Consider the following 24,396-nt stretch of genomic DNA (forward strand, 5'->3'; position numbering starts at 1 on the left):
TCGCGGTCGGCGCCCCGCCGCCGTCGGGGCCTCCCCGACGACGGCTCGCCGCCGCGCCGATTTCGGCGCCCTGGCCCTGGAAGCGCGGTGCGCGGCCTGCTTGACTTGGGGCCGCGGGCCGTTGACGGTCTCCGGTCCGCGGCCCGGACGCGCAGCCGGACCACTCCGCCGAGGCCGCGCAGGAGGTGTTCGGATCGTGGCCGAACGGTCGGGCGGCACAGTCCGCCCAGAGACCGGGCGTACCTATCTGGGCTGGTGCCACGCAGTGCTCCTCCCGCACCCGGGCCCGCCCCCGCGTCGGCCGGTGCCCGACGGGTCCCTCGGCCTCAGCGAGGAGTGGATCGCTGGGGAGCGCGACAGCGAGGCCCGGATCAACCGGCCGCTGTACCTCTCCCTGACCGGCCTCGGCCTCCTCGCCGTGCTCTTCCTCCTGCTGTGGACACAGCGCGTCCTCCCCGCCAGCCTCGCCGTGGGCGGGGTCCTGGCCTGCACGGCCGTCGCCGCGCCCGTGGCGGTCGCCCTCGTGCAGAGCCGACACGTGGTCGCCGCGCGCCTGGCACGCGTCCGGGAGCAGCTGGAGACGGAGCGGGAGGAGCGCGAACGCGCCCTCCACGAACGCCAACGCGACCACGCCCGCCTGTACACGCGGTGGCAGGCGGCCACGCGGGCCTACGAGGCCCAGCCGCGCTGGTACGGCGTCACGGTCCCCGACGACACCGGGGCCGTCGTGGTCGTGGGCGGAACGGACACGGGCTGGTCGGCCCTGCTCACCACCATCGGGGTGTCCCGGCTGAGGGAGGGCGGCGACCTCACCGTCGTGGACCTCACCGGCCGGTCGGCCACCCGCGAACTGGTGCGCCTGGCCCGGCGGTGCGCCGTGGCACCCCGCCACTGGGTCCTCCCCGCCGACCTGCCCCGGATGACGCTCGGGACCAACCTCGACGCGGGCCAGCGCGCCCGCATCCTGTCGGCGGTCGCCGCCGCGTCCGGTTCGTCCCAGGCCGTCGACGCCGACGAGACCCTCCTGCTGCGCCTCCTGGAGGTGCTTGGGCCCCGAGCGGGCATCGTCGAACTGATCGGCGGGCTGCGGGCCCTGCTCACCCCGGCCGACGACACCGCCCACGACGACCCCGCGCTCGCCCGGCTGTCCGCCGAGCAGCGCACGGGGGTACGCGAACGCTGCGCCGACACACCCGGGCTCCGGGAGCGCGCCTGGGCGCTGGAACGCCGGCTCAGCCCCTTCGAATCGGTCGGTACCCGGGGGGAGGAGGCCGCCTACGCCCAGGTCAAGATCATCTCGACGGACCGGGCCTCCGGCGAGGCCGCGGCCCGGATGTACGGCACCTACGCGGTGGCTGCCCTGAGCGAACTCCTCGGCGACCCCGGCGGGACGCCCGCGCACGGGGTCCGCCAGGACGGGGGCAGGACCCGCACCGTCGTGGTGTGCGGGGCCGAGACGCTCCCCGGCGCCGAGGTCGACCAGGTCCTGCGCGCCGCCTCGGCAGGCGGGGCCGAGGTGGTCCTCATGTTCCGCACGGCGGTCCCCGAGGCCCTCGAACGCTTCTCCGACCCCGGCTGCCTGCCCGTGGTGATGCGCCAGTGCGAGGGGCCGGTGGAGGCGGTCGTGCGTGCCGTGGCCGCGGCCCCGGGCACGGCGCCCCACGGGCGGGCCCGGCTGGAGGTGCATCGCCTGAGCCAGGTCATCGGCGAGGCGCTGGGGGGAGAGGTGACCGAGCCCGAGGCCGGACCCGAGCCCGAGCCCGAGGCAGACGACCGCTTCTTCTCCGCCTCGCACACCGAGTCCGGCGCGATGATCCGCAACGCCGCCGCCGGGGTGTCCCCGCTCGACCTCGTCCGCCGTGTGAGATCGGCCACGTCGTGGGGCAGGGCGACCGCCCAGGCCGCGGAGATCGGCACCCCGTCGGGCACCGACGGCGGTGAGGAACCGCCGGTGACCACCCTCGGCCTGGACGCCACGTCGCTGCGGGGCCTGCCGTGCACCGCCGCGCTGGTCCTGGGGCGCCGCGGCCCTGTTCTCGCCGACACCAATCCGGGTATTCTCACCCTGTCCACGGCCACCCTGGCCACAGTGGACGACTCCCGCAGCGCCGGGGCGGCGGCCGAGGCCGCGCGCGCCGGCGGGGACCGTCCGCGGCGGACGGGCGGCGCGGTGGCCCATGGCGGCCCCGGCACAACGGCGGGACCCGCCGGGGGTTCCGGGCCGGACGGTGGCGGCGGGGCGTCCGAGCCGGCCCCGCCCAACCTCGGTCCCCCGCCCGAGCGCCTCGACTGGCGGGTTTGACCGAAAGTGGACCATAGGCTTGGTTCCACCGCCACCCACGGCCGCCGCGCGCGGACGCGGTGATCCAGCGACCTGGAGTATGCATGAGCGAGCTTCCCCTACGCGCCCAGTTGGCATCGGTACTGGGTAGGAGCGCGGCCAGCCTGTCGCGCGCGACCGGTCGCGGAGACGGGTCGGTGATCGGCGGGAGGATCGCGCTCAAGGTCGAACCCGACCTGCTCTCCAAACTCGCCCGTGGCCGCCGCCTGGCCCTGGTCAGCGCCACCAACGGCAAGACCACCACCACCAAGCTCATCTCGCAGGCCCTGCGCGAGCTCGGCGAGGTCGCCACCAACGAGTTCGGCGCGAACATGCCCACCGGGCACATCACCGCCCTGTCCAACCACGCCGAGGCGGTCAACGGCGTCCTGGAGGTGGACGAGAAGTACCTCCCGCAGGTCCTGCTCGCCACCCAGCCCGCGTTCGTGGTGCTGATGAACCTGAGCCGCGACCAGATGGACCGCGCCTCGGAGATCAACCTGCTCGCCAAGAAGTGGCGCACCGCCCTCGGCCGCAGCAGCACGCACGTCGTCGCCAACGCCGACGACCCCCTCGTCGCCTGGGCGGGGCTGGGCGCCCCGAACGCCACCTGGGTGTCCGCGGGGCAGCGCTGGAAGGAGGACTCCTGGTGCTGCCCCGAGTGCGGGGGCCACCTCAAGCGCGAGGTCGACCCGTACTGGGAGTGCCCCGAGTGCGGCCTGGCCCGCCCCCGCACCACCTGGGCGGTGGACAACGACTCCGACACGCTCGTCACCCCCGACGAACAGCGCATCAAGCTGCGGCTCAACCTGCCCGGCGACGCCAACCGGGCCAACGCCGTCATCGCCGCCGCCACCGCCGCGGGGTACGGCATCCACCCCGAGCGCACCGTGCAGCGGCTGCGCGAGATCACCTCCGTCGCCGGCCGCTACACCTCCGTGGTCACCATGGGAGTGGAGGTACGGCTCCTGTTGGCCAAGAACCCGGCCGGGTGGCTGGAGTCCTTCGCGGTCCTGGACCCGCCGCGGGTCCCGGTGATCCTGTCCGTCAACGCCCAGATCCCCGACGGCAAGGACACGTCCTGGCTGTGGGACGTGGACTACTCCGTGCTGCGCGGCCGCCGCGTGTTCGTCATGGGCGAGCGCCGCACCGACCTGGCGCTGCGGCTGGAGACCGACGGGGTGGACTTCGAGACCGCCGACCGTGTCGACGAGGTCCTGGGCCGCCTCAAGGCCGAGCAGCCCGGCATCACCAAGGTCGACGTCATCGCCAACTACACCGCCTTCCAGCAGATCCGCACGGCGTACGGCCGCGTCCAGTAGGGGAGACAGACCATGACCGACACCAGCAGCACCCTGCGGATCGTGTGGATCTACCCCGACCTGCTGAGCACCTACGGCGACCAGGGCAACGCCCTCATCCTGCGCCGCCGCGCCGAACTGCGCGGCATCGCCACCGAGATCGTGCACGTCCACTCCAGCGACCCGGTGCCCGAACAGGGCGACATCTACCTGCTGGGCGGCGGAGAGGACCGCCCGCAGATCCTCGCCGCCGAGCGCCTGCGCGCCGACGGCGGCCTGGCCCGCGCCGCCGCCCGCGGCGGCTGCGTCTTCGCGGTGTGCGCCGGGTACCAGATCATCGGGGAGACCTACGGCGACGACGAGGCCAACCCCCTGCCGGGCGTGGGCATCCTCGACATCCGCAGTGGACGCGGCCAGACCCGCGCGGTCGGCGAGATCGTCGCCGACGTCGATCCGGCACTGGGCGTGGGACGCATCACCGGGTTCGAGAACCACCAGGGCCGCACGGAGATCGGCCCCTCCGCGCGCCCGCTGTCCACCACGGTGCGCGGCATCGGCAACGACGACCGCACCGAGGGCGCCTACCAGGGCCAGGTGCTGGGCACCTACATGCACGGCCCGGCGCTGCCCCGCAACCCGGCACTGGCCGACCTGCTGCTGCGCTGGCGCGTGGGCCAGCTCCCCCCGCTCGACCCCTCCTGGGGCGAGCGCCTGCACGAGGAGCGCCTCGCCGCCGCGTTGAGCTGACGCACACCGGGGGTCCCGCCCACGCGGGCCCCCGGGCACGGCTCCGGCGGCCTGGTGGTCGCCGTTCTCAGCGGGGTGCTCTCGGCCACCGCTGTTCTGGAAAGGTCCAGCGTGACGTTCAGAGGCCCCTGGGACACGGTCGGGTGCGGTTCGCCCCCGATAGCGCTGATGTGGGAGCGCAGGAGATCCAGGCCGTTGGTCTGGCCGTGCTCGATCTGGGAGACGCGGGCCCGGCTGATGCCCATGGCCTGTGTCTTTGATCTTGTCGGCCAAGGGTCGCCTCAGGTCGGGTCCGCGTGGCTCCGGTCGAGCGAAGGCTGCTTCGAGTTGCACGGCGGTCACTGGGTCGTCGGCCCGGAGCTTGAGGTACCAGTCCCTGACCGGCCCACCGGACCCAGCATGATGATCTCCCACATACGGAAGAACATCATGCTTCTCTTATGTCCCATGTCGCGGAACGCGATGACTTGGGGCGTACACGCCGATGACCCCGTCAGGCGGGGCCGTCGATCGTCGCCCAGGCGGCTCTAGCGGGGGCGGCGGCGCAGGTCGATCTGGGCGTTGGCGCCGGTGTCGGGGTCCACGACGACCTCCTGGCCCGCGGCGATCCCGTCGGCGGTGAGGTCGGCGTCCACGGGCACGGCGCGCTTGACCAGCCCCAGCGCGATCGGGCCCAGCTCGTGGTGGCGGGCCGACGATCCCACGCGCCCCACGGTCCGTCCGCCGAACTCCACGGCAGATCCCGCCTCCGGCAGGCGTTCGACGGTCCCGTCCAGGTGCAGCATGACCAGGCGGCGCGGCGGGCGGCCCAGGTTGTGCACGCGCGCGACCGTCTCCTGCCCCGGGTAGCAGCCCTTCTCCAGGTGCACGGCGCGGCCCACCCAGTCCACCTCGTGCGGGATGGTGCGCTCGTCGGTGTCCAGTCCGGGACGGACCCGGTGCCCGGCGATCCGGTGCGCCTCGTAGGCCCACAGGCCCGCCGGGGACGCGCCCGCCTCCGTCAGCGCCTCCGCGGCCTCCAGCAGGCGCTCCGAGGGCACGAACAGGTCGCTTTCGTCCTCCGCCGCGCGGACGGGCACGCCCCCGATCCGCTCGACGGCCGCAGCCAGGGCCTTGTCGCGCTCCGGGCCGAGCACGGTCAGCACCGACCGGGACCCGCTCAGGTCCGCCACCTCGACCCGCAGCATGAACCGCATCGAGTCCAGGAACGCCGCCAGCGCGGGCCCGTCCCCGGGTTCGGTGTGGATCCACACGGCCTCCCCGTCGTCCACCAGGGACAGGTGGTGCCTCAGGTGGCCGCGGGTGTCCAGGACCAGCGCCTCCGTGCCCGCACCCGGCGCCAGGCCGAGGGTGAGCTGGCTCGTCAGGTCGTTGAGCCACCCCAGCCGGTCCGGGCCGCCCACCCGGACCACCCCTCGGTTGCTCCGGTCGACCCACGCGCCCGAGCGTTCGATGGCACGGCCCTCGTGGGCGGGTCGGCCGTAGTGCGCGGCCACGCCCGCGTCGGTCGACTCGGCGCTCACGGCACCCGGTGTGGTCAGCAGCGGCGATGTCATACAGCCGAGCGTATCCGCACCGCGCGTCCTACCGGAAAACCCGTCCCTGAGCTGGTGTTACGCACCACGGAAAAACATTTGCCCCAGTGGCATCCAGGCGCATACCTTCGAGGCACGCAAGAAAGGAGGTGGTCCGAGGAATGAGTGACTCTAGGACTGGCGAGGTGGCCGTCCGCTAGGGCGACCCGCGCGTTCGCGCGACGTCGTTCGCAGCGAATCCCAGACGGACACCCGGATCCCGGGCCGCCGGAGCTCGTCCGACCGGCCCCGCCTCGGCGGGAGAGGGCCCGGGATCCGCTTCTGCAACCGAGCCCCGGTGAGGACGCCCTCCGCGCGGTCCCCGGCCCCGCGTCAGCCCTTGTCGGCGCGCTTGAGCTGGGCGGACATGTACGGGCGCAGCTTGTGGCCGCGTGCGGCCAGGTCCCACGCGTACCCCAGGGTCTCCCGGTCGTCGCCGAACAGGCCGTACAGCCGGTGCGAGGCCTTCACGTCGATCCCGGTCTCGGTGTGCACCACCGCGTCGGTGTGCATCTCCACGCGGTGCGCGAACACGTTGCCCAGGTACACCTCGGTGAACCCCTCGGGGTGGGCGTACAGCGCCTCCAGATGGACGATCTCGGACCCCTCCTCGGGGACCTCGGCGTCGCTGGCGGGCTCGGGCCGGGCACGCCAGTAGCCGTACTCCTCGGTGACCAGCTCCCCCCGGGCCCCGTCGGAGCCCATCCGCCAGGCCCGGCTGGAGAAGGTCAGGTACGGCGGTCCTGCGGCGGGGGCGAACTCCAGCTCCTGCTCGAAGCGGAACTCCTCCTCGTCGGCGTACCCGGCGACACCGGCGCCTTCCCAGCGGCCGAACAGGAAGGACAGTCTCGCCAGATCGGGGTGCACATCAGCGTCCATGACCCCGTAGCGTAGCCGCGTTCGGAGAGTGGGCGGGACCGGCCGCACCTGACCTGGGTGATCACCCGCGGGCCCGGGTCCGGTCATACCCAATTGGCCCCGCTTTCGCGGAGAACTGGTAAAGATTGTCAACGAAGCGGTGCGGCCACGGGGTGTGTCGAGCCCACCGCCGGGCTCGACCTCCACGGACTGGGACAAGGGGCATTCTGTGTTACTGCTGATCGGTTCGGTGCTGCTCGTCGCCGCAGCGGTCCTGGTTCCGCTCACGGTCGTCGCGTTGCGGCGCTGGTCCCGTCAGCGCGGTCTCACACTCCTGCGCCCTGCCGTGCTCGCGGCCCGGGAGGGCAGCCGCGTGACCCTCACCGGTGTGGCCGCACCCGGCCCCGCGGGCCCGATCGAGTCCAACCTGGCGGGCCTGGAGTGCGTCTGGCACGGCCACGAGGTCCTGCGCCACTACTGGCCCCTCGCCTCCGGACAGGCGGAGGGCACGGTCCGCGAGCGCGCCTGCGACTCCATCGCCGACCACGGCTCCGAGGAACTGTTCGGCCTGGTGGCCGCAGGCATGCCTCAGACCTCCGACCGCGTCTTCGTCGATCCCTCCGGCAGCGACCCCCGCGGCGCCGAGCTCTGCCTCAAGCGCGTCGTGGGACGCCCCCAGCGGGGCGGGACCGCCTCCTCCGACGATCTCCTGTCCCGGGTGCGCGGCCGGATCTCCGGTGTCTTCCGCGGCGAGACCATCGAGTTCGAGTACCGCGAATGGGTCATCCGCCCGGGCGAGCGGGTGCGTGTCAGCGGCGAGGTCCGCAAGCGCGACGGCCACGTCGTGCTCGTGGCCCCCGACGGCGGTGCGGTCACCATCGAGCGCGGAGCGGAGGACCGGCCCGTGCACGCCTCCCCCCGGCGCCGGGAGGCCCTGGTGCTCTGCGCGGCCCTGGCGTTCTGCGCGATCGCGGGGGCCCTGCTGGTCGCGGCCGGGCTCTGAGTAGGCTGGCAGCCATGGCTCGTTCGATGGTGATCAAGGTCACGGCCGGGGGCGACGACCCCGAGCGGTGCAACCAGGCGTTCACGGTGGCGGCGGCCGCACTGGCCTCCGGGGTCGGGGTATCGCTGTGGCTGACCGGTGAGGCCGCCTGGTTCGCCGTTCCCGGGCGCGCCGAGGGCTTCGCACTCCCGCACGCCGCGCCCCTGGCCGACCTGCTGGGTGCGGTCCTCGCCGCAGGGCGGGTGACAGTGTGCACGCAGTGCGCCGCCCGCCGGGACCTGGAGCAGGGCGACCTCCTGGGCGGGGTGCGCATCGCGGGTGCGCCCACGTTCGTGGAGGAGGCCCTCGCCGAGGGCGTCCAGGCCCTGGTGTACTGACCGCCCGCGCCGTGGCGGCGCGGGCGGCGGCCGACGTGGGAGGGGCTTACTTCTTGCCCTGGTTGGCCACGGCCGCGATGGCCGCCTCGGCGGCCTTCGGGTCGAGGTAGGTGCCGCCCGGATTGCGCGGCTTGAGGTCCTCGTCCAGGTCGTAGGTGAGCGGGATACCGGTGGGGATGTTCAGCCCCGCGATGTCGGCATCGCCGATGTCGTCCAGGTGCTTGACCAGGGCGCGCAGCGAGTTGCCGTGCGCCGCGACCAGCACCGTCCTCCCGGCGACCAGGTCGGGGACGATGGAGTCGTACCAGTACGGCAGGGAGCGCTCCAGTACGTCCTTGAGACACTCGGTGCGCGGCATCAGTTCCGACGGCAGGTCGGAGTAGCGGGCGTCGCCGGACTGCGAGTAGGGGTCGTCGTCGGCGATCACCGGCGGAGGGGTGTCGTAGGAACGGCGCCAGACCATGAACTGCTCGTCGCCGTACTCCTCGCGCGTCTGCGCCTTGTTCTTGCCCTGTAGGGCGCCGTAGTGGCGCTCGTTGAGGCGCCAGGTGCGCCGGACCGGCAGCCAGTGCAGGTCGGCGGTCTCCAACGCCAGGTTGGCGGTGCGGATGGCGCGCTTGAGGAGGGAGGTGTGCAGGATGTCCGGCGTGATGCCGGCGGACTTCAACAGCTCCCCGCCGCGGCGGGCCTCGTCCTCGCCGGTGGCGGACAGGTCCACGTCCACCCAGCCGGTGAACAGGCCCTTCGCGTTCCAGACACTCTCACCGTGTCGCAGCAGTACCAGAGTTCCCATGGGGCCAAGCCTAGAGCCTGTTCCCCGAACGCGGTGCCGTGCCCCCAGGGGGTCAGCGCGGGTGCCCACGGGGCTCCAGGGCCCGGCCCTACGGGCGGTCCCCGCCGTGGTGGTGCGGCTCGGCCAGGTGCGCGAACGCCTTCAGGTTGCGCATGTCGTGGCCGCGTTCGGCGCGCCAGATCCACTCCTTGCGGATCGCCGACGCGAACCCGCGCTCCAGCGCGGCGTTGAAGTTCTCGTCCGAGTAGGTGAGCACGCACCCCAGCAGCCGGTCGACCTCCTCCGGGGTGATGCCGGACAGGGGGAGCCGTCCGCGGATGTACACGTCACCGACCTCGTCCGCGGCGAAGGCCATCCCGAACATGTCGGAGTTCCTGCCCATGAGCCACCGGTAGAACACGGCGTGGTTCTCGTCCGGCTGGCGGCAGAAGAACGACGTCAGTGTCAGGCTGTGCGGTCCGACCTCCAGCCACACCAGGGTCTTGAGCTTGGCCGTGCCCGGCAGGGTCACCAGGAAGGAGCTCTCCCGGGGCCGCTCCACCTCCAGTCCGGCCTCGGCCACCGCCTCGACGATCGCCCTCTCCGCAGCGTCGCGCACCGCATCCGTAGCCACCTCGTCCGCTCCTCTCGTTCGTCGGTCACCGGCACGCGGCCATCGGCAGGGGGTCCGGGGCGAGGCTCGTGCGGTACACGTCCAGCATGTCGTCCACGGTCCGCTCCCAGCCCAGGGTGGCGGCGTGCAGGGGGGCCCTCCCGGCCAGGGTGGCACGCCAGCCCGGCTCGGTGACCATCCGGTGCAGCACAGCGGCGTAGTCGTCGGGGTCGTGGCCGTCCACCAGGACCCCGGAGAGGCCGTCCGCCACCGCCGTGGTCAGTCCGCCCACGCGCGAGGCCACCACGGGCGTTCCGCAGGCCTGGGACTCCACCGCCACGAGCCCGAAGGACTCGGAATAGGACGGGACCACCGTCACCGCGGCCGCGCGATAGTAGTCGGCCAGTCGCACACGGTCCTGCGGCGGTTCGAGCCGGACCACGTCCGCCACCCCCAGGGAGCGCGCCAGGTCCCTCAGGAGTCCGGGTTCACGCCGCCCGGTGCCGGAGAGTCCGCCCACCACGCCCACCACCAGGCGCGAGCGCAGTCCGGGTTCGCGTTCCAACAGCCGGGCCGCGGCGCGGATGAGCACGTCCGGGGCCTTGAGCCGCTGCAGGCGCCCCACGAACAGCAGGAGTTCGGTGCCGGGGGCCAGCCCGATCCGCCGCAGGGCCTCCTGGCGCGGGCCGGGGCTGAACACGTCCAGGTCGACGCCGGGCGGGACCACACTCAACTGCGATTCGCGTGCCCCGTAGAACTCGCGGAGCTGGCGGGCCTCGTCGTCGGTGTTGGCGATCAGCCGGTCGGCCTGGCGCACGAGCTGGTCCTCGCCGCGTACCCGCGCCTCGGGCTCGGGGGTGTCGCCCTCGGCGAGGAAGGCGTTCTTGACCCGGGCCATGGTGTGCATGGACTGCACGAACGGCACCCCCCAGCGGCGGGCGGCGACGACACCGGCCCGCCCGGAGAGCCAGTAGTGGCCGTGGACGAGGCCGTAGTGCCCGGGCTCGCCCTGGGCCTCGGCACGCATCATGCCGAAGATGAACGGGCACAGGTGGTCGGCGAGCGTGTTCTTGTCCACCTGGCCGTAGGGGCCGGCGGGCACGTGCCGCACCTGTACCCCGGGCGCCGGTTCGACGACGGGCGGGAGGTCCGGGCCGCTCGCCCGGGTGAACACGTCCACGGCCACGCCGCGTTCGGCCATGCGCCGGGCGACCTCGATGACGTAGACGTTCATGCCGCCCGCGTCACCCGTTCCCGGCTGGTCGAGCGGGGAGGTGTGCAGACTGACGGTCGCCACGCGGCGCGGTACCCTCTGTTCTCCCTCAAGGACGATTCCGGACACCGGGGGTCCCTTCAGTTCGTGTATACGCCGCTGTCGTCAACAGCGATGAAGGTACACACTGTTCCCGCCCGGATTGTCCGAGGGGTCTGGTATTGACGGCCCGCGGCTCAGGAGGGGAGGGTCCAGCCCGAGACCAGGAACTTCGCGGCCCCGGGGAAGGCGCGCTTCCAGGCGGGGAAGCCGGGCTCGCCTCGGGGGCGGAGAGTGGCGACCGTCATACCGCGCCCGTCGAGCAGGTCGGCGAAGCGCGCCGCCTCCCCGCCGCTGCCCTCCTCCCGTGACGGGGTGCGCTCCCGGGCACCCTCGACGAGGACGAACCGGAGGTCGCCCGCGGACCGGGAGTCCAGCAGGCGGTCCGGTGCGCGGTCACCGAAGCCCTGGGGGCCGTCACCCCGGTAGCGGCCGGACCAGGACGCCACCTGTGTGTACAGTCCGGGGTTGCGCAGTGCGACGGCGGCCGCACTATCTCCGCCCGTGGCGAAGCCGCCGAGGGCGCGCAGCTTCCGGGGCCGGACGTGCTCGCCCTCCACGGCGCGTACGGCCGCGCCGGTCACGAAGGACTCCACCGCGAAGGAGCCGTCGTCGGCGTCGTCCCGCCCGGGGGCGGCTCCGGGCACCACCCGGACGTCGGGGGCCGCGATGACGAATTCGACACCGGTGCGGCACATCTGCTCGTCCAGCAGCGCCCCGACCCCCTCCTCCATCAGGGTCTCGTGGGTGGACGCCGATCCGTGCAGCAGGTACAGCACGGGCAGGTCGGCGCTGTCGGGGCCGGGCGGCCGACGGATCCAGACCTCGCGCTCACCCCCGGGCGCGGCCGGGGCCGGGGCGGTGACGACCTCGTCGCGGCCCGCCTCGTTGCACACCGCGACCTGTCCCGGCGCGGGGATCGGGGCGGGCACGGCGGCGTTGGTGAGGGCGGGCGGCCGCATCTCGCCCGCACCGGCCTCCGGTGCGGGGCTGGCCAGGCGCCGCCCGATCCGCTCGGCGATCTGGCCGGGCGGCGCGATGGCGAGCAGGGCGGCGGAGGCGAAGACGGCACAGGAGCAGACGAGCACGAGGACAGGTCGGGAGAAGGAGGCGAACACACCGAAACCTCAGGGTCGGGGCCGGTCGGTGCCGGGGGATGCGACGGCACCGAATGTGACTCATCGTAGTAGAATGAATCCCCTGCGTCGCGTGGGTGTTTCCTTTCGGTGGATCAGACCGCCAGGGCGTGCCGCAGTCGCAGCTCGTCCGGGTAGGGGCGCAGGTAGGTCTGCTCGTGCGCCCACCCCACGTCCTCGGCCGCGCAGTGGTGCCGCAGCAGCGCCACGGGCACGCTCAGCGGAGCCATCTCCGTGCGGTAGTCCTCGATCGCCGCCAGCAGGTCGTGCCTGCGCGTGTCGTCCAGCAGTGGGCTGAGCATACCGAACACGTGCTGGAGCGTGTTGGCGTGCTTGCCGCGGCTCGTCCGTACCGCGAGGGTGCGGTGGAACTCCGCCGTGTAGGCCGCCGCGACCTCCCCGGGGTCGGAGCTCCCGGCCCGGGCCGCGATGCGCCCCGTCCGCCGGTACCCCTCCGGCGAGTGCGACATCAGTTGGAGCTTGTGCCGGGCGTGGAAGGCCACCAGGTCCCGGGGCGCCCAGTCCGACTCCAGGAGCGTGCGCAGCCGGGCGTGCGCGAAGACGCGCTGCACGAAGTGCTCCCGCAGCGCGGCGTCGGACAGGCGGCCCTGTTCCTCGACCGGCAGGTGCGGCAGGAGCCGGGTCAGCCGTTCGGCGAAGGCCCCGCGGCCCTTGCCGTCCACCCGGTCGCCCCCGGGCGAGAACACCGGAAGGGCGAATAGGCCGCAGCTCGGCGACTTGTTCTTGAGGACGTAGCCGTCGGCCCGGCGCAGTTGGAGGACGTGGTGGTCGGCGACGGAGGCGAGGTCGTCGGTATGGTCGGCCCCGTCCCTGCTGGAGACCACGCGGTCGGCGCCCTCGCGCCGCTGCAACCGCAGTGTCGGCCGGGGCACGCCCAGGCCGATCTCCGCCTCCGGACACACCGGCAGCCAATCCACGTAGTGGTCCAGCTCGTCGGTCAGGAACCGTGAGCGGGAGTGGCCGCCGTTGTAGCGCACGGGCGCGCCGAGGAGGCAGCTGGAGACCCCCAGCAGCGGGCGGACGGCCGTGGCGGTCTCGTGTACTGGTCTCATACCGTCTCCATGCCCGGGATCGGGGAGCATACCCTTCGGATCGCCGATACGCTCGGTGTCAGATGAGGTGCTCAGAGTGAGGAGTCAGGTGCCGCCCGCCATCGTGCTGTTCACCCAGGACCTGCGCGTCCACGACCACCCGGCGCTGACGGCCGCCGTCGGGGATCGCGACGCCGTGCTGCCCCTGTTCGTGGTCGATCCGGCGATCACGGGCCGCGCGGCCCGCAACCGGTGCGCCTACCTGTCCGAGGCGCTCACCGACCTGCGCGCGGCCCTGCGCGGGCGCGGCGGGGACCTCCTTGTCCGCGAGGGCGACACCGTCGACCGTGTCTGCGCGCTGGCGCGGGAGACCGGGGCCGACACGGTGTTCCTCACCGCAGGGGTCGGCCGGTTCGCCGCGCGCCGCGAGCACCGGCTGCGGGAGGCCGTGCCCGCCGTGCACGCCCTCCCCGGGCTCACCGTGGTGCCCCCCGGCGCCGTCACCCCCACGGGAGGCGACCACTACAAGGTGTTCACGCCGTACTCGCGGGCCTGGGCCGACCGCGAACGCAGGTCCGTCCTGCCCGCCCCGGAGAAGGTCCGCCTCCCCGCTGTCGACCCCGGGGCCCTCCCCGGGGACCTGGCGGAACGGGGCGTGGGGGCCCTGGCCCCCGACCGCCTCGCGGGAGGGGAACGGGCCGCACGCGCCCGGCTACGCGCCTGGCTGGAGGGCGGACTGTCCCGGTACGACCGGACCCGTGACGACCTGCCCGGCGCGGCCACCTCGCACCTGTCCGCCGATCTGCGCTTCGGCTGCCTGTCCCCCCTGGAGACCGTGGAGGCGGCCGAGGCGTCCGGTGCGGGGCAGGGTGCCGAGGAGTTCGTCCGGCAGCTCGCCTGGCGTGACTTCCACCACCAGGTGGCAGCCGCTTTCCCCGGCCTGGCGGTCCGCGACTACCGGCCCAGGGACCGCGTGTGGCACGGGGACCCGGAGGCCCTCGACGCGTGGAGGCGCGGGAGGACCGGGGTGCCCGTCGTCGACGCGGGCATGCGCCAGCTCTTGCGGGAGGGGTTCATGCACAACCGCGCGCGCATGATCACCGCCGCGTTCCTCACCCGGACCCTGCACGTGCACTGGAAGGAGGGCGCGGACCACTTCCACGCCCACCTGGTGGACGGCGACATCGCCGACAACTACGGCAACTGGCAGTGGGTGGCTGGGACCGGCAACGACACCAGGCCGAACCGGCCGTTCAACCCGCTGCGCCAGGCGCGCCGGTTCGACCCGGAGGGGGCCTACGTCCGGCGCTACGTGCCCGAACTGGCCGGGCTTCCCGGCAGGCGGGCGCTCACCCCCTGGCGGGAGGAGCGGCTCCCCGACGGCTACCCGCCGCCGATCGCCGACCCCGGCCGCTGAGCCCGCCTTCCGGGCCGGTCATGAGCAGACGAGGCCGATGGCGTCCCGAACGGATTCCCAGAGTTCGTCGAGGTTCTCCCCGGCCGCGAAGGCCCCGGGAGGCTCCTCCGCCTCTGCCCAGCAGTGGCCGTCTACCTGACGGACGTGAACGGTGCAGGCAACCGGCGCGTGGCCGCTCGCCGTCGCAAATCCTTCACTCTTTGGTGTCCGCCTGTTCGAGTACGGCACCCGCCTACCCGTAGACGGCCAGCACCGTGAACACGACCGAGACGTTCCACAGCGAGTGGGCGACCACGGTCGCCGCCAGGCGGCGCGTCAGCAGGAAGAGGCCGGTGTAGACCAGGCCGGCGAGGACGATGGCGGCGACGTCGGGGACCGACGTGGGCAGGTGCAGGGCCGCGAACAGCAGGACCGACACCACCGCCGCCCCGTACAGGGCCGCCCGCCGGTGGGCGAAGGCCTTCGGCAGCGCACCCATGAGGAAGCCGCGGAAGTAGAGCTCCTCGGCCAGGCCGCCCCCGACCACGCCGAGCACCAGGGTCGCGGCCAGGGCCGCGAGGCCCGCGGAGGTGGTGGCGAGCACCTCCTCGACCCCCGGGTTCCGGGCGCCTCCGGCCATCGGGATCAGTACGCCGACCTCGATCAGCAGCCGGGGCGGCACGGTCGCGGCGCCGATGAGCGCGTCCCGCGGCCAGTGCCGCGAGGTCAGGCCGACGTCGGTCCACGGCAGGGAGCGCCGCCGCAGCCACCAGAACACGAGGAGCGCCGCCGACGCGAGTTCGACGAGGGCGACGAGCACCAGGGCCGGGGGCGGGGGCGACTCCCCGGCCAGGACGCCGAGGGCCAGCGGCGGGCCCACGAAGCAGACGATCGCCCCGACCAGGAAGAGCACCGACGAGCGGACAGGGGTCGGGGGCGGTGGCGTATCGGCCAAAGCAGTCTCCGGGGATCAGGGAGCGGGAAGGGGATCCTGCCGACCACACGTTCGGAGCCGACGCGACTCACGCCGTCCCGAAGGCCCGCCGGAAGGCCGCCAGAGCCCGGTCGTCGAACAGCACCAGACGAACCTCGGACACGCGGGTCCGAGCACCGAGGATCGCCTCCGCGGCGATGCCGGCGGCCTCCTCCAGCGGCCAGCGGTACACCCCGGTGGAGATCGCGGGGAAGGCCACCGACTCCGCGCCCAGCCCGTCGGCCACCCGCAGCGCCTCGGTGAAGCACGACGCCAGCAGCGCGCTGCGGTCCTCCGCGGCGCTGTGCACCGGGCCGACCGTGTGGATCACCCACCGCGCGGGCAGTAGCCCGGCCGTGGTGGCCACCGCCTGCCCTGTGGGTAGCCCGCCACAGTAGCGGGAGGCACGCAGGGCCCGGCACTCCTCCAGGATCGCCGCGCCGCCCCTGCGGTGGATCGCCCCGTCCACACCGCCGCCGCCCAGGAGGGAACCGTTGGCCGCGTTGACGACCGCGTCCACCCTTTGTTCGGTGATGTCGCCCATGATGACACTGCGGCGTGTGTCTCGTATACCGCTCATATGCGTTGCCTTCCCGCATTCCAGGGCGCCACGCGCGCACCACTGGACACCCTGGGGACACGGTTGACCCGGATTTAACAGGGGCTACGACAGTGCGTAGTACTAGCAGCGGTAGACTCGGCTGCATGACTCGGCTTGGCGAACTCGAACGCGCGGTGATGGATGTACTGTGGGCGAAGAACGAACCCATGACGGTTCGGGAGGTCGGCAAGGCGCTCGCCGAGCGCGACCTCGCCCACACGACCGTCATGACCGTGCTCGACAGGCTGGCGAAGAAGAAGGTCGTCACGCGGGCACGTGAAGGCCGTGCGTGGCGGTACCGTCCGGCAGCCAGCCGCGAGGCGTACGTGTCCGAGCTGATGTTCGACGCGCTCGGGCAGACCGGCGACCGGGACGCTGCCCTGGCCGCCTTCGTCCAGTCCATGGACGGCAAGGAAGCTGAAGCGCTCCGGCGCGCACTCGCGGAAACCGAGCAGTCAAGGAACTAGCCCGTATGGTCAGCGCCGCCCTCCTGTCCCTCGTCGCGGTCGGCTGCCTGCTCGCCATGGAGGCCCTGCACCGGGCCGCATGGCCCGAGCGCGGCCCCTACACCGCTGTGGTCACCTGGCAGGCGCTCGGACTCGCCTGGGGTGTCTCCACCATCGGGGCGCTCCTGGCCTACGGCCTCTCCTCCTACGAACTCGGTGCGCTCGGCGGCCTGCTCGCCCTGGCCCGCGACGCCGTCACCGGCGAACTGCTGTCCGCCGAACTCGCCCAGGGTGCCGAAGGGGTCAGCCACATCGCGGCCGTGGCACTCGCCCTCGCCCTGGCCCTGGTCCTCTTCTACGGCCTGGTGTCCTCCTTCGTCCATGTCATGCGCGTGCGCCGCCGCCACCACGACCTCATCGAACTCGTGGCCAGCGAGCACCCCGACGTCCCCGGGGCCCGCGTCCTCGACCACCCGGCCGCCGCCGCCTACTGCCTGCCCGGCGTCCTGCGCTCCCAGGTCGTCATCAGCGCCGGCGCTATGGAGGTCCTCGACCACAGGGAACTGGCCGCCGTCCTCGCCCACGAGCGCGCCCACCTGCGCCAGCGCCACGACCTCGTCCTGCTGCCGTTCTCCTCGCTCAAACGGGCCTTCCCGCACGTGCGCCTCATCCGCTCCTACTACGAGAGCGTCGCCCTGCTCATCGAGATGTGCGCCGACGACCAGGCCCAGCGCCGCAGTTCGCGGCGTGAACTCGCCACGGCCCTGCTGCGCTTCGGCGCCGCCGGACCCGCCCCCGTGCCCGCCGGGGCGATGGCCGCCCTGGAACAGCCCCAGTCCGGCGTGATGCGCCGCGTGGACCGCCTCCTGCACCCCGGCAAGGAACTCCCCTACCACGCCGGTGCCGTCATCATGGGCTCGTCCGCGTTCCTCCTCGCCGCGATCACCTGTCTGTGGCACCTGCCCCTGTGACCGTGTTCGTGGTCCCTCGCGGGCTCGGGCGCCCCGAGGCCGGCGTCTTCGCCGCCCGCCAGCCCGGCACCGCCCTCAACGGAGGCCTGCGGCGCAGTCCCTCCCGGCTCGTTCCTCGCTGCGGTGGAGACTCCTCCCGCGGACACCGGCAGTGCCCCCGCCTCCGCCGCGTTGTCGGGCGTGTGACTTCTGACTCGGCGGGCACGTTTCCCGTCGTCGAAGCGTTGACCGGGCAGGGCGGAGCAGACCACCGCCCGGACGCGTCGTGGGAGTGTGCGTAGTGTTCGGACTCATCTGGCAGCTCATCTACCTGGTCACCTTCGTGGCCAGCCTGTACGCGCTGATCGAAGCGATCCGCACCCCGGCCTCCGCGTTCGAGATCATGGACAAGCAGTCCAAGAAGCTCTGGGTCGCCCTCACCGGTGTGGCCAGCGGCCTGTCCCTGCTCGCCGTGTTCTCCGGCCGGGGCATGTTCGTCATCCTCGGCCTGGTCGCCACCCTGGTGTTCCTGCTGGACGTGCGCCCCGCCGTCAAGGGTGCGGGTGGCGGACGGAACCAGGGGCCCTACGGTCCCTGGTAGGCCGTGCTCGTCTCAGGAACGGCGGTCAGCCATAGCGCTCAACACCTTCCACAGCGACTCGGCGTACTCCGGGTCACCGGTGTACCGGGAGTGGCCCAGGACCTCCGGTCGCAGGACCTCGCCGGGCAGCGGGTCGTAGGACCTCGGGTCCGGCAGGGGCTCCTCCGGCGGTACCGTCGCCATCCGCTCGGAGCCGTCGGGTGAGCGCTCCACCGTGCGTACCGGGTCGGCGATGGCGTCGGTGACCCGCCACAGGTTCCGCCAGCCCGGCACACGCCGCTCCAGGTCCGTGAACGCCCGGGCGTTGAAGTAGGCGGGGAAGTAGCGGGAGTAGAGACGGTCCAGCGGAGACCCGTGCGTGACCAGCCCCGCCCGCTCGACGCAGTCCTCCGGAAGCTGCCACACCGTGGCGGCCGCCAGCACGGACCCCTGGGAGTGCCCCGAGAGCACCGTGTCCGCGCCCTCGCGCGCCATCCGCGCCACCCGGGCCGCCAACTGCGGAACCGCCCGCTCGGCGTAGGACGGCGGAGCCAGGGGGTGCGCGGCACGCGGCCAGAACGTCCCCACGTCCCACAGCGCGCCCACCGCCTGGCGGGTCGGACGGTCCCGGTAGGCGCTGCGCCCGATCCACACCAGCGCGGCCAGGCACAGCCCGCCCAGGAACGAGCCGACGCCCACCAGGACCGCGAGCACCTCCCGGCTGCCGAACCCTCCGCCGCCGGACGAGAGCGCCGCCAGCGCGGTGTCCGCCGGCACCGGACCGGCCAGCGCCGTTCCGGAGACCGCCGCGTACAGCACCAGCGCGATCAGCGGCACCACGGGAACCACGAACGCCGTGAGCACCGCGGGCAGCGACTCCGTCATCCGCCCCAGCGCACGCGCGCGGGCGATCTCCCAGGTCCGCCGGTCGCGCACGCTGCGGGCGTACTGCTCGGTCACCTCCGACAACTGGGACCTGGTGGCACGGCGCAGCCTCAGCGTGAGCACGGCCACGGCCGCGATCGCCATCGCCGCCTCCAGGACGAAGGCGAGCTGGAGCCACGAGTAGGCCGTGGGCGGTTCCAGGGCCAGACAGCCGGCCTCCGGACCGGCCAGCGGCGGGCAGTCGCCCAGCCACAGCGCGGCCTGGTACACCAGTGCGGCGGAGAAGACCCCGCCCAGCAGGGCACCGAGGGCCGCCGTCGCCGGGCCCGCGAGTCCGCGCATCGCGGCCCGGCCCTCGCCCCGGCCAGACCGGTACAGGACGACCGCCGCCGCCACCAGCACCAGCACCAGGACCCCCTGCACGGCGAACAGGGCGGTGAGCGTGCTGCTGTGGCCCGGCAGACGGCCGACGGCCTCCCACCCGGGGCGGGGCCAGAGCGCGTACACCGCGGCGGCCACACCGACGATCAGTGCGGCGTCGCGCAGCAGCGCGCACAGCCGGTCGGCGCGGGCGTTCCACCGGGGGTCGGTGCCGGGGAGCAGCACGCCCGCGGTGGCCACCGCCGTCACCAGGCCCAGCACCGCGGCCAGGAGCGCACCGGCCGCCCACACCCCCGGGGCGGGGAAGCCGCCGCCCAGGTCGTGCCTCAGGGGCGGTACCAGCAGGAGCAGGGAGACCGTGTTCAGTGCGACCGCCACGTGCGCCGACCGCAGCCGCGCCAGCACCTCTCCGTTGCGCCAGAACCCGGGATCGCTGAGCGGAGCAGCCTCCGTGGCCACTGCCGGCTCGGGGGCCGGCACCACCTCGTACTCGCCCCCGGAGCTGCGCGAGAGCCGCCACAGCACCGCGACCACCGCCAGCGGGGCCACGGCTCCCAGCAGCAGCACGGTGCCCGGCGCCGACAGGGCCGGGGGCGCTGACGCCAGGAACGCCGACCACGGGTGGGCCGTGGCGCACCGCTCGGCTTGGGCCGAGCACTGCCACGCCGCCACGTCCATTCCCACGCCCGCGGCGGCCAGGGTGATGAGCATGGTCAGGGCCAGCGCCAGGAGGCGGACCGATGCGCCGTAGACGGCACGGGCGGTCCGGGGCGCGCTCCCCGGACCGGTTCCCGCCCGCCCTGGGCGCATCCAATAGGCCAGGTTCACCAGCATGAACGGCAGCAGCATGAGCCACAGGGCACGCGAGGCGCGTCCGGAGGTCAGGTTCCCCCAGGCGAAGATCTCCCGGCGCACCCCCGGAACGGTCTCCGTGTCGGCCGCACTGCGCCAGCGGAAGAAACCGGACAGGCCGTCGCCCGCCACCCGCATGGCGGGTTCGACGTCGAGGAGCTCCTCGGCCTGCCCGCCCGCCACGCCGTGTACGCGCAGTTCCACATGGTCGCCTCCGGTCCGGGCGGGGGATTCGGGTCTGTCAGGGTCGGTGTGGGAGGGCATGGCCGACATGGTCAGCATCCTGCCACGCAGCGTGCTCCGGTGACACCGATTCCCCGGATCCGCGCCCGTACCGGGCGCTCAGCCCACCAGGGACCCGTCCTCCTCGGCCCACGTGTTGCACGCCCCCGGGGTCTGCTGCTCCCAGCCCGTGCGCGTCCACCGCACACTGTTGTCCACCGAACCGTGGGTGCGGTCCTCCTCGGCGCCGTCGGCGCGGTCGGCGGTCGCTGCGGCGTCGGCCAACAGGGTGGCGAGGTCGCCCTCGTCCAGCGGGTAGCTCACCCGAACCGAACCCAGGAACACCCCCGCCAGGCAGTTCGCCTGGAGTTCGCTCCGGCGCGTCCAGGCGTTGCGGTCCGAGACGTCGTCCTCCAGCCGCCGCTGCTCGTGGTAGTACTCCAGCAGCCCCGACTCCCCCTGGACGTGGTGCGCGTACTCGTGGGCGAGCAGGGAGGCGTACACCACACTCTCCGAGGTACCGTGCCACTTGTCCACCACGTCCGAGACGCCGATGTACACGCCGGTGTCGGCACGGCAGTAGAAGGCGCCCGCCGCTGAGGGGTAGGCGCGGCACGGGCTCGTCCCCGGCTCCGACCAGAACACGCGCTCGGGCGGTTCGAAGGGGAGCCCCGCCCGCGCGAACTGGGTAGCCCAGGCGTCGTCGAGGCAGTCGGTGACCGCGTGCAGGAACTCCGCCATCTCCTCCGGGGCGTCCACATCCGGCTCCGGAGCCGGACAGGGCAGCGGGCTGAGACGGCCGGTGCCGTAGAGCGGGTTGGCGAGCAGGGCGTCCTGCCCGGAGGGGCGAAGGCTCCGGCCGAACTCGCCGAGGGCGTCCGCGGCGGTCCCCCCGGAGGGCTCCCCGGCGGTGTCGGTGGAGGAGGCCCGCGCCTCGTCCGCGGTCGGCCCCGGCGTCCCCGGGTCCTCCCCGGCCGCAGCGGTCCAGACCACGGCGGTCAGCGCCAGGAGCAGCGCCGTCAGTGCGGACACGGCACTGAGGAACCGCCGACCGTCCGCCGCCCGCACGCGGTCCACCGGCCGGGCCGTGTCCCCGAACCCCTCGAACACCCTGGTCAGTCCGTCTCCTCGACCTCGGGGGCCAGCCCCTCCGGCCCCGGCTCCCCGCTGGTCCTCATCCCACCAGGTCCTCGTCCGCGTTCCACGTGTTGCACGAGGCCGGGTCCCTGCGGTCCATCCCGTGCTCGGTCCACAGGCGCGCGTTCCGCTCCCGGCCGTGCGTCCGCTCGGCGCCGTGGTCGCTGCGCCGGGCGACGTCGTCGAGGATATTCGCCCGCTCGGCCCCCCCGAGCCCCAGGGACTCGCCCGAAGCGCCGAGAAAGACCCCGGCCAGGCAGTCGGCCTGGAGTTCGCTGCGGCGGGTCAGCTCGTCGGCGGTCTCCCCGTCGGCGCCCACACGCGCGGAGTGGAACTCGGCCAGGATCCGGGCCTGCCCCTGGACGTGGTGACCGTACTCATGGCTGAGCAGGAAGGTGTAGACCTCGGGGTGGCCATTGCCCGCCGATGCCGCCACGATGTCCCGCACCCCCAGGTACAGGCCCTGGTTGGCGCGGCAGTAGAAGGCGGCGGTGCCCTCCCGGGGGAAGGGTCCGCACGGGCTGTGCCCGTCGGCGTACCAGTACACCCGGTTGGGCGAGGAGAAAGCCATCCCCGCCTCCGCGAAGTAGCCGCTCCACGCCAGGTCGAGGCAGTCGGCGATCGCGTGTACGAACACCTCCATCGACTCCGGGTCGTGGGCGTCCAGCCCGGGGGCGGTGCAGCTCACCTTCCCCATCTCACCGGACCGGTACAGGGTGTTGTGCGTGAGCGGGTCGCCTCCGGCCGAGTCCACGAGCGGCCGTTCGGCCGCCCCGCCGCCCTCCGACGGGTCGGGCTGGGACCAGGCGGCGTCCGCGCCGGGCACCAGCGCGGAGATCGAGAGGAACCCAGTGAAACCGACCGCGGCCAGGCCGGTGCCCAGGGTGAACGAGACGGCCGGCCCCAGGCGCTGGAAGAAGCCGGTCCGCTCGGACCAGAACTCGGGACTGCCGCGGCCTCTCACCGAGAAACCGTCCGGGGACGGCGGTCGCGGCCGTGTTGGGCGGACGTCAGTGCACGGGGGTACCGGGTGGACCGGATAGGCTCTCGCGTCATGTGGTGGGTCGGCTCCAGGCGCCCGGCCGTCGTGTTCGCGGCGGCCGCGTTCGTGTTCTCCTCTGTGCTCGTGGCGACCGTCGCCGGACCCGCGGGGGAGGCCGGGGCCACGACGGCGGTACCACCGGCCACCACAGTACAAGGGCCGCTCCAGGCCCCCTCGGGGCGGAGCCTCGCCGAGGACAGTGCCATCACCAACGACCTCCGGTTGGATCTGGACGCCGAGGGCGTCCTCCACGGCAGGGAGACCCTCAGATTCGAGGGAGGGGCCCCGGAGGCCTTCACCCGCGCGCTCACCGAGACCATGATCTACGACACCGAGCACGACCGCGCCTACGAGGTGCGCGACGTCGCCGCGTCCGACGGTGGCGGCACGCTGCTGGAGGTGCGCACCGAGGCCGAGGACGGCCGCCTGTACGCCACCGTCGAGACCGGCGGTGCCGACACGGTCGTACTCACCTACCGTGTGGAGGGCGCTGTGAGCCAGGTGACGGGCGGGGTCCAGCTGGAGTGGCGCGCCGTGGGTGCCTACAGCCACCCCGTGCGGACCACCGACGTCACCGTGACCGCCCCCATGCCCCCGGAGGGGCTGTCCTGCCTCGCGGGCGAGCCACGCAGCGCCATCTACTGCACGGCCTCGGACCTGGGGACCGACTCCGACGTGGCGCACTTCCTCCAGGTGGACATGGAGCCCAGCGACCGCCTCGACATCGCCGTCTCCTACCCGCCCGGCACCGCCGAGGGCGAGCCGTTCCTCGAACGCCGCTGGACCCTCGGCTCGGCGTTCGCGGTCACGCCGTGGACGGCGAGCGTGTTCGGGCTCCTGCTCCTTGTCCTCATCGGCGGCCTGGTGCTGCTCATCCGGGTGCGCGGCCGGGACGAGCGGGCCCTGCGCGAGGAGGCCGGACGGGGTGAGCAGGCGCCCGTGGCCACCGGCGCGCGGGGCCAGGTGCGGTTCGAGCCGCCGCACGGCGTCCATCCCGGGCAGATCGGGACACTCGTCAACGAGACGGTGGACATCACCGACCTCACCGGAGCCGTGGTGGACCTGGCCGTGCGCGGCTACATCCGCCTGGAGGAGCTCCCGCACGAGCACTTCACGTCGGTGGACTGGCGCCTGGTGCGCCTGGACGGCCCGGAAGGGGAGCATCTGCTGCCCTACGAGCGCCTGCTCATGGACGCCCTCTTCGGCGGGCGTCCGACCGTCCGCCTGTCCCAGGTGGGTACGGCCGGGGTGTGCGCCGACTTCCCCGCACGCATCGACCGCGTCCGCGAGGAGCTGTACCGCGACATGGTGCGGCTGAAGTGGTTCGCGCACTCACCCAACCAGGTACGCAGCCGGTGGAGCACGGGCGGTGTGGTCCTCACCGCTTTCGGTGTTCTCCTGACCGTGGTCCTGGCCGTGTTCACCACCGCGGCGTTCACCGGCCTTGCCGTCGTCATCGCCGGGGCCGCCGTCACGATGGGTGCCCAGTACATGCCGGCCAAGACCCGCCTGGGCAGCTCGGTGTTCGCGCACACGATGGGCTTCCGGGACTACCTGTTCCACCCCAGGGCGGCAACCGAGCCGCCGGGGCAACGGGTGGAGATCTACTCGCGCTACCTGCCCTACGCCGTGATCTTCGGCGACACCGACCGCTGGGCGAACATCCTGGCCGCGGCGGCGCTGACGGATCTGTCGGACGAGGAACTGACCGGCGACGGGCTCGCCTGGTACACGGGTCCGCGCGAGTGGCGGATCGAGGACTTCTCCGACTCCATCAGCACGTTCGCCGTCGCCCTGACCGGCATCATCACCAACGCGCGCCGACTGCGGCTGGTCAACCAGTTCCAACGCCGCAGATGAGGTCTA

At 73.2% G+C, this 24,396-nt stretch carries 22 protein-coding genes; 10 read left to right on the forward strand and 12 right to left on the reverse strand.

Features of this window, described 5'->3' with window-relative positions; translation table 11 throughout:
• Positions 1–265 precede the first annotated feature (265 nt).
• The 3 genes from B042_RS0120665 to B042_RS0120675 all read left to right on the forward strand — a co-directional run bounded on the left by B042_RS0120665 (position 266) and on the right by B042_RS0120675 (position 4,368).
• Positions 266–2,302, forward strand: a complete 2,037-nt coding sequence (locus tag B042_RS0120665; protein WP_036555766.1) for a hypothetical protein — start codon at positions 266–268, stop codon at positions 2,300–2,302.
• Between the two features lie 83 nt (positions 2,303–2,385).
• Complete coding sequence (locus tag B042_RS0120670) at positions 2,386–3,642, forward strand: MurT ligase domain-containing protein (protein ID WP_028649947.1); 1,257 nt, start codon at positions 2,386–2,388, stop codon at positions 3,640–3,642.
• A 12-nt stretch (positions 3,643–3,654) separates the two neighbouring features.
• Positions 3,655–4,368: a type 1 glutamine amidotransferase gene (locus tag B042_RS0120675; protein WP_028649948.1), complete on the forward strand. Its 714-nt coding sequence runs from the start codon at positions 3,655–3,657 to the stop codon at positions 4,366–4,368.
• Positions 4,369–4,895: 527 nt separating this feature from the next.
• Here the strand turns inward: B042_RS0120675 and B042_RS0120685 are convergent.
• Entirely contained in the window at positions 4,896–5,924 is a 1,029-nt protein-coding gene (locus tag B042_RS0120685; protein WP_028649950.1) for a folate-binding protein YgfZ, read from the reverse strand.
• Between the two features lie 351 nt (positions 5,925–6,275).
• Positions 6,276–6,821, reverse strand: a complete 546-nt coding sequence (locus B042_RS0120690) for an FABP family protein (protein WP_028649951.1) — start codon at positions 6,819–6,821, stop codon at positions 6,276–6,278.
• A gap of 208 nt (positions 6,822–7,029) precedes the next feature.
• Between B042_RS0120690 and B042_RS0120695 the strand changes: the two genes are divergently transcribed.
• Both B042_RS0120695 and B042_RS0120700 read left to right on the forward strand, forming a co-directional pair.
• Complete coding sequence (locus B042_RS0120695; protein ID WP_028649952.1) at positions 7,030–7,803, forward strand: GIDE domain-containing protein; 774 nt, start codon at positions 7,030–7,032, stop codon at positions 7,801–7,803.
• Between the two features lie 14 nt (positions 7,804–7,817).
• Positions 7,818–8,180, forward strand: a complete 363-nt coding sequence (locus tag B042_RS0120700; protein WP_081748913.1) for a DsrE family protein — start codon at positions 7,818–7,820, stop codon at positions 8,178–8,180.
• Positions 8,181–8,226: 46 nt separating this feature from the next.
• On the opposite strand, the gene B042_RS0120705 is transcribed toward B042_RS0120700, so the two are convergent.
• The 5 genes from B042_RS0120705 to B042_RS0120725 all read right to left on the reverse strand — a co-directional run bounded on the left by B042_RS0120705 (position 8,227) and on the right by B042_RS0120725 (position 13,086).
• Entirely contained in the window at positions 8,227–8,973 is a 747-nt protein-coding gene (locus B042_RS0120705; protein ID WP_028649954.1) for a phosphoglyceromutase, read from the reverse strand.
• 88 nt (positions 8,974–9,061) lie between these two features.
• On the reverse strand, positions 9,062–9,586 hold the full coding sequence (locus tag B042_RS0120710; protein WP_028649955.1) for a YbjN domain-containing protein: 525 nt from the start codon (positions 9,584–9,586) through the stop codon (positions 9,062–9,064).
• A 25-nt stretch (positions 9,587–9,611) separates the two neighbouring features.
• Positions 9,612–10,907 (reverse strand): D-inositol-3-phosphate glycosyltransferase, encoded by a 1,296-nt coding sequence (gene mshA, locus B042_RS0120715; protein ID WP_028649956.1) that lies wholly within the window; start codon positions 10,905–10,907, stop codon positions 9,612–9,614.
• Between the two features lie 107 nt (positions 10,908–11,014).
• Entirely contained in the window at positions 11,015–11,995 is a 981-nt protein-coding gene (locus tag B042_RS0120720) for an esterase family protein (RefSeq protein WP_028649957.1), read from the reverse strand.
• A 113-nt stretch (positions 11,996–12,108) separates the two neighbouring features.
• Positions 12,109–13,086: a DUF523 and DUF1722 domain-containing protein gene (locus B042_RS0120725; RefSeq protein ID WP_028649958.1), complete on the reverse strand. Its 978-nt coding sequence runs from the start codon at positions 13,084–13,086 to the stop codon at positions 12,109–12,111.
• An 88-nt stretch (positions 13,087–13,174) separates the two neighbouring features.
• Between B042_RS0120725 and B042_RS0120730 the strand changes: the two genes are divergently transcribed.
• Positions 13,175–14,482 carry a deoxyribodipyrimidine photo-lyase gene (locus B042_RS0120730; RefSeq protein ID WP_036555768.1) on the forward strand — a complete coding sequence of 436 codons (1,308 nt, stop codon included), beginning with the start codon at positions 13,175–13,177 and terminating at the stop codon, positions 14,480–14,482.
• A 232-nt stretch (positions 14,483–14,714) separates the two neighbouring features.
• On the opposite strand, the gene B042_RS0120735 is transcribed toward B042_RS0120730, so the two are convergent.
• Together B042_RS0120735 and B042_RS0120740 are read right to left on the reverse strand one after the other, a co-directional pair.
• Positions 14,715–15,416: a type II CAAX endopeptidase family protein gene (locus B042_RS0120735; RefSeq protein WP_028649960.1), complete on the reverse strand. Its 702-nt coding sequence runs from the start codon at positions 15,414–15,416 to the stop codon at positions 14,715–14,717.
• Positions 15,417–15,483: 67 nt separating this feature from the next.
• Positions 15,484–16,014 carry an O-acetyl-ADP-ribose deacetylase gene (locus tag B042_RS0120740; protein WP_028649961.1) on the reverse strand — a complete coding sequence of 177 codons (531 nt, stop codon included), beginning with the start codon at positions 16,012–16,014 and terminating at the stop codon, positions 15,484–15,486.
• A 125-nt stretch (positions 16,015–16,139) separates the two neighbouring features.
• Between B042_RS0120740 and B042_RS0120745 the strand changes: the two genes are divergently transcribed.
• The 3 genes from B042_RS0120745 to B042_RS0120755 all read left to right on the forward strand — a co-directional run bounded on the left by B042_RS0120745 (position 16,140) and on the right by B042_RS0120755 (position 18,032).
• Positions 16,140–16,502 (forward strand): BlaI/MecI/CopY family transcriptional regulator, encoded by a 363-nt coding sequence (locus B042_RS0120745; RefSeq protein ID WP_081748914.1) that lies wholly within the window; start codon positions 16,140–16,142, stop codon positions 16,500–16,502.
• Between the two features lie 5 nt (positions 16,503–16,507).
• Positions 16,508–17,452 carry a M56 family metallopeptidase gene (locus tag B042_RS0120750; protein ID WP_028649963.1) on the forward strand — a complete coding sequence of 315 codons (945 nt, stop codon included), beginning with the start codon at positions 16,508–16,510 and terminating at the stop codon, positions 17,450–17,452.
• A gap of 280 nt (positions 17,453–17,732) precedes the next feature.
• The gene (locus B042_RS0120755) at positions 17,733–18,032 is read left to right on the forward strand and encodes a DUF2516 family protein (RefSeq protein WP_028649964.1); all 300 of its coding nucleotides are present in this window, start codon (positions 17,733–17,735) and stop codon (positions 18,030–18,032) included.
• 12 nt (positions 18,033–18,044) lie between these two features.
• Here B042_RS0120755 and B042_RS24085 read toward each other — a convergent pair whose 3' ends face one another.
• The 3 genes from B042_RS24085 to B042_RS0120770 form a co-directional block, all read right to left on the reverse strand.
• Entirely contained in the window at positions 18,045–20,402 is a 2,358-nt protein-coding gene (locus B042_RS24085; RefSeq protein ID WP_369797740.1) for a hypothetical protein, read from the reverse strand.
• A 69-nt stretch (positions 20,403–20,471) separates the two neighbouring features.
• Entirely contained in the window at positions 20,472–21,461 is a 990-nt protein-coding gene (locus B042_RS0120765) for a neutral zinc metallopeptidase (RefSeq protein ID WP_028649965.1), read from the reverse strand.
• A gap of 64 nt (positions 21,462–21,525) precedes the next feature.
• Complete coding sequence (locus B042_RS0120770) at positions 21,526–22,452, reverse strand: neutral zinc metallopeptidase (protein ID WP_369797741.1); 927 nt, start codon at positions 22,450–22,452, stop codon at positions 21,526–21,528.
• A 90-nt stretch (positions 22,453–22,542) separates the two neighbouring features.
• Between B042_RS0120770 and B042_RS0120775 the strand changes: the two genes are divergently transcribed.
• Positions 22,543–24,390 carry a DUF2207 domain-containing protein gene (locus tag B042_RS0120775; protein ID WP_028649967.1) on the forward strand — a complete coding sequence of 616 codons (1,848 nt, stop codon included), beginning with the start codon at positions 22,543–22,545 and terminating at the stop codon, positions 24,388–24,390.
• Positions 24,391–24,396 lie beyond the last annotated feature (6 nt).

It is taken from the genome of Nocardiopsis sp. CNT312 (assembly GCF_000515115.1).
Classification (GTDB): Bacteria; Actinomycetota; Actinomycetes; order Streptosporangiales; family Streptosporangiaceae; genus Nocardiopsis.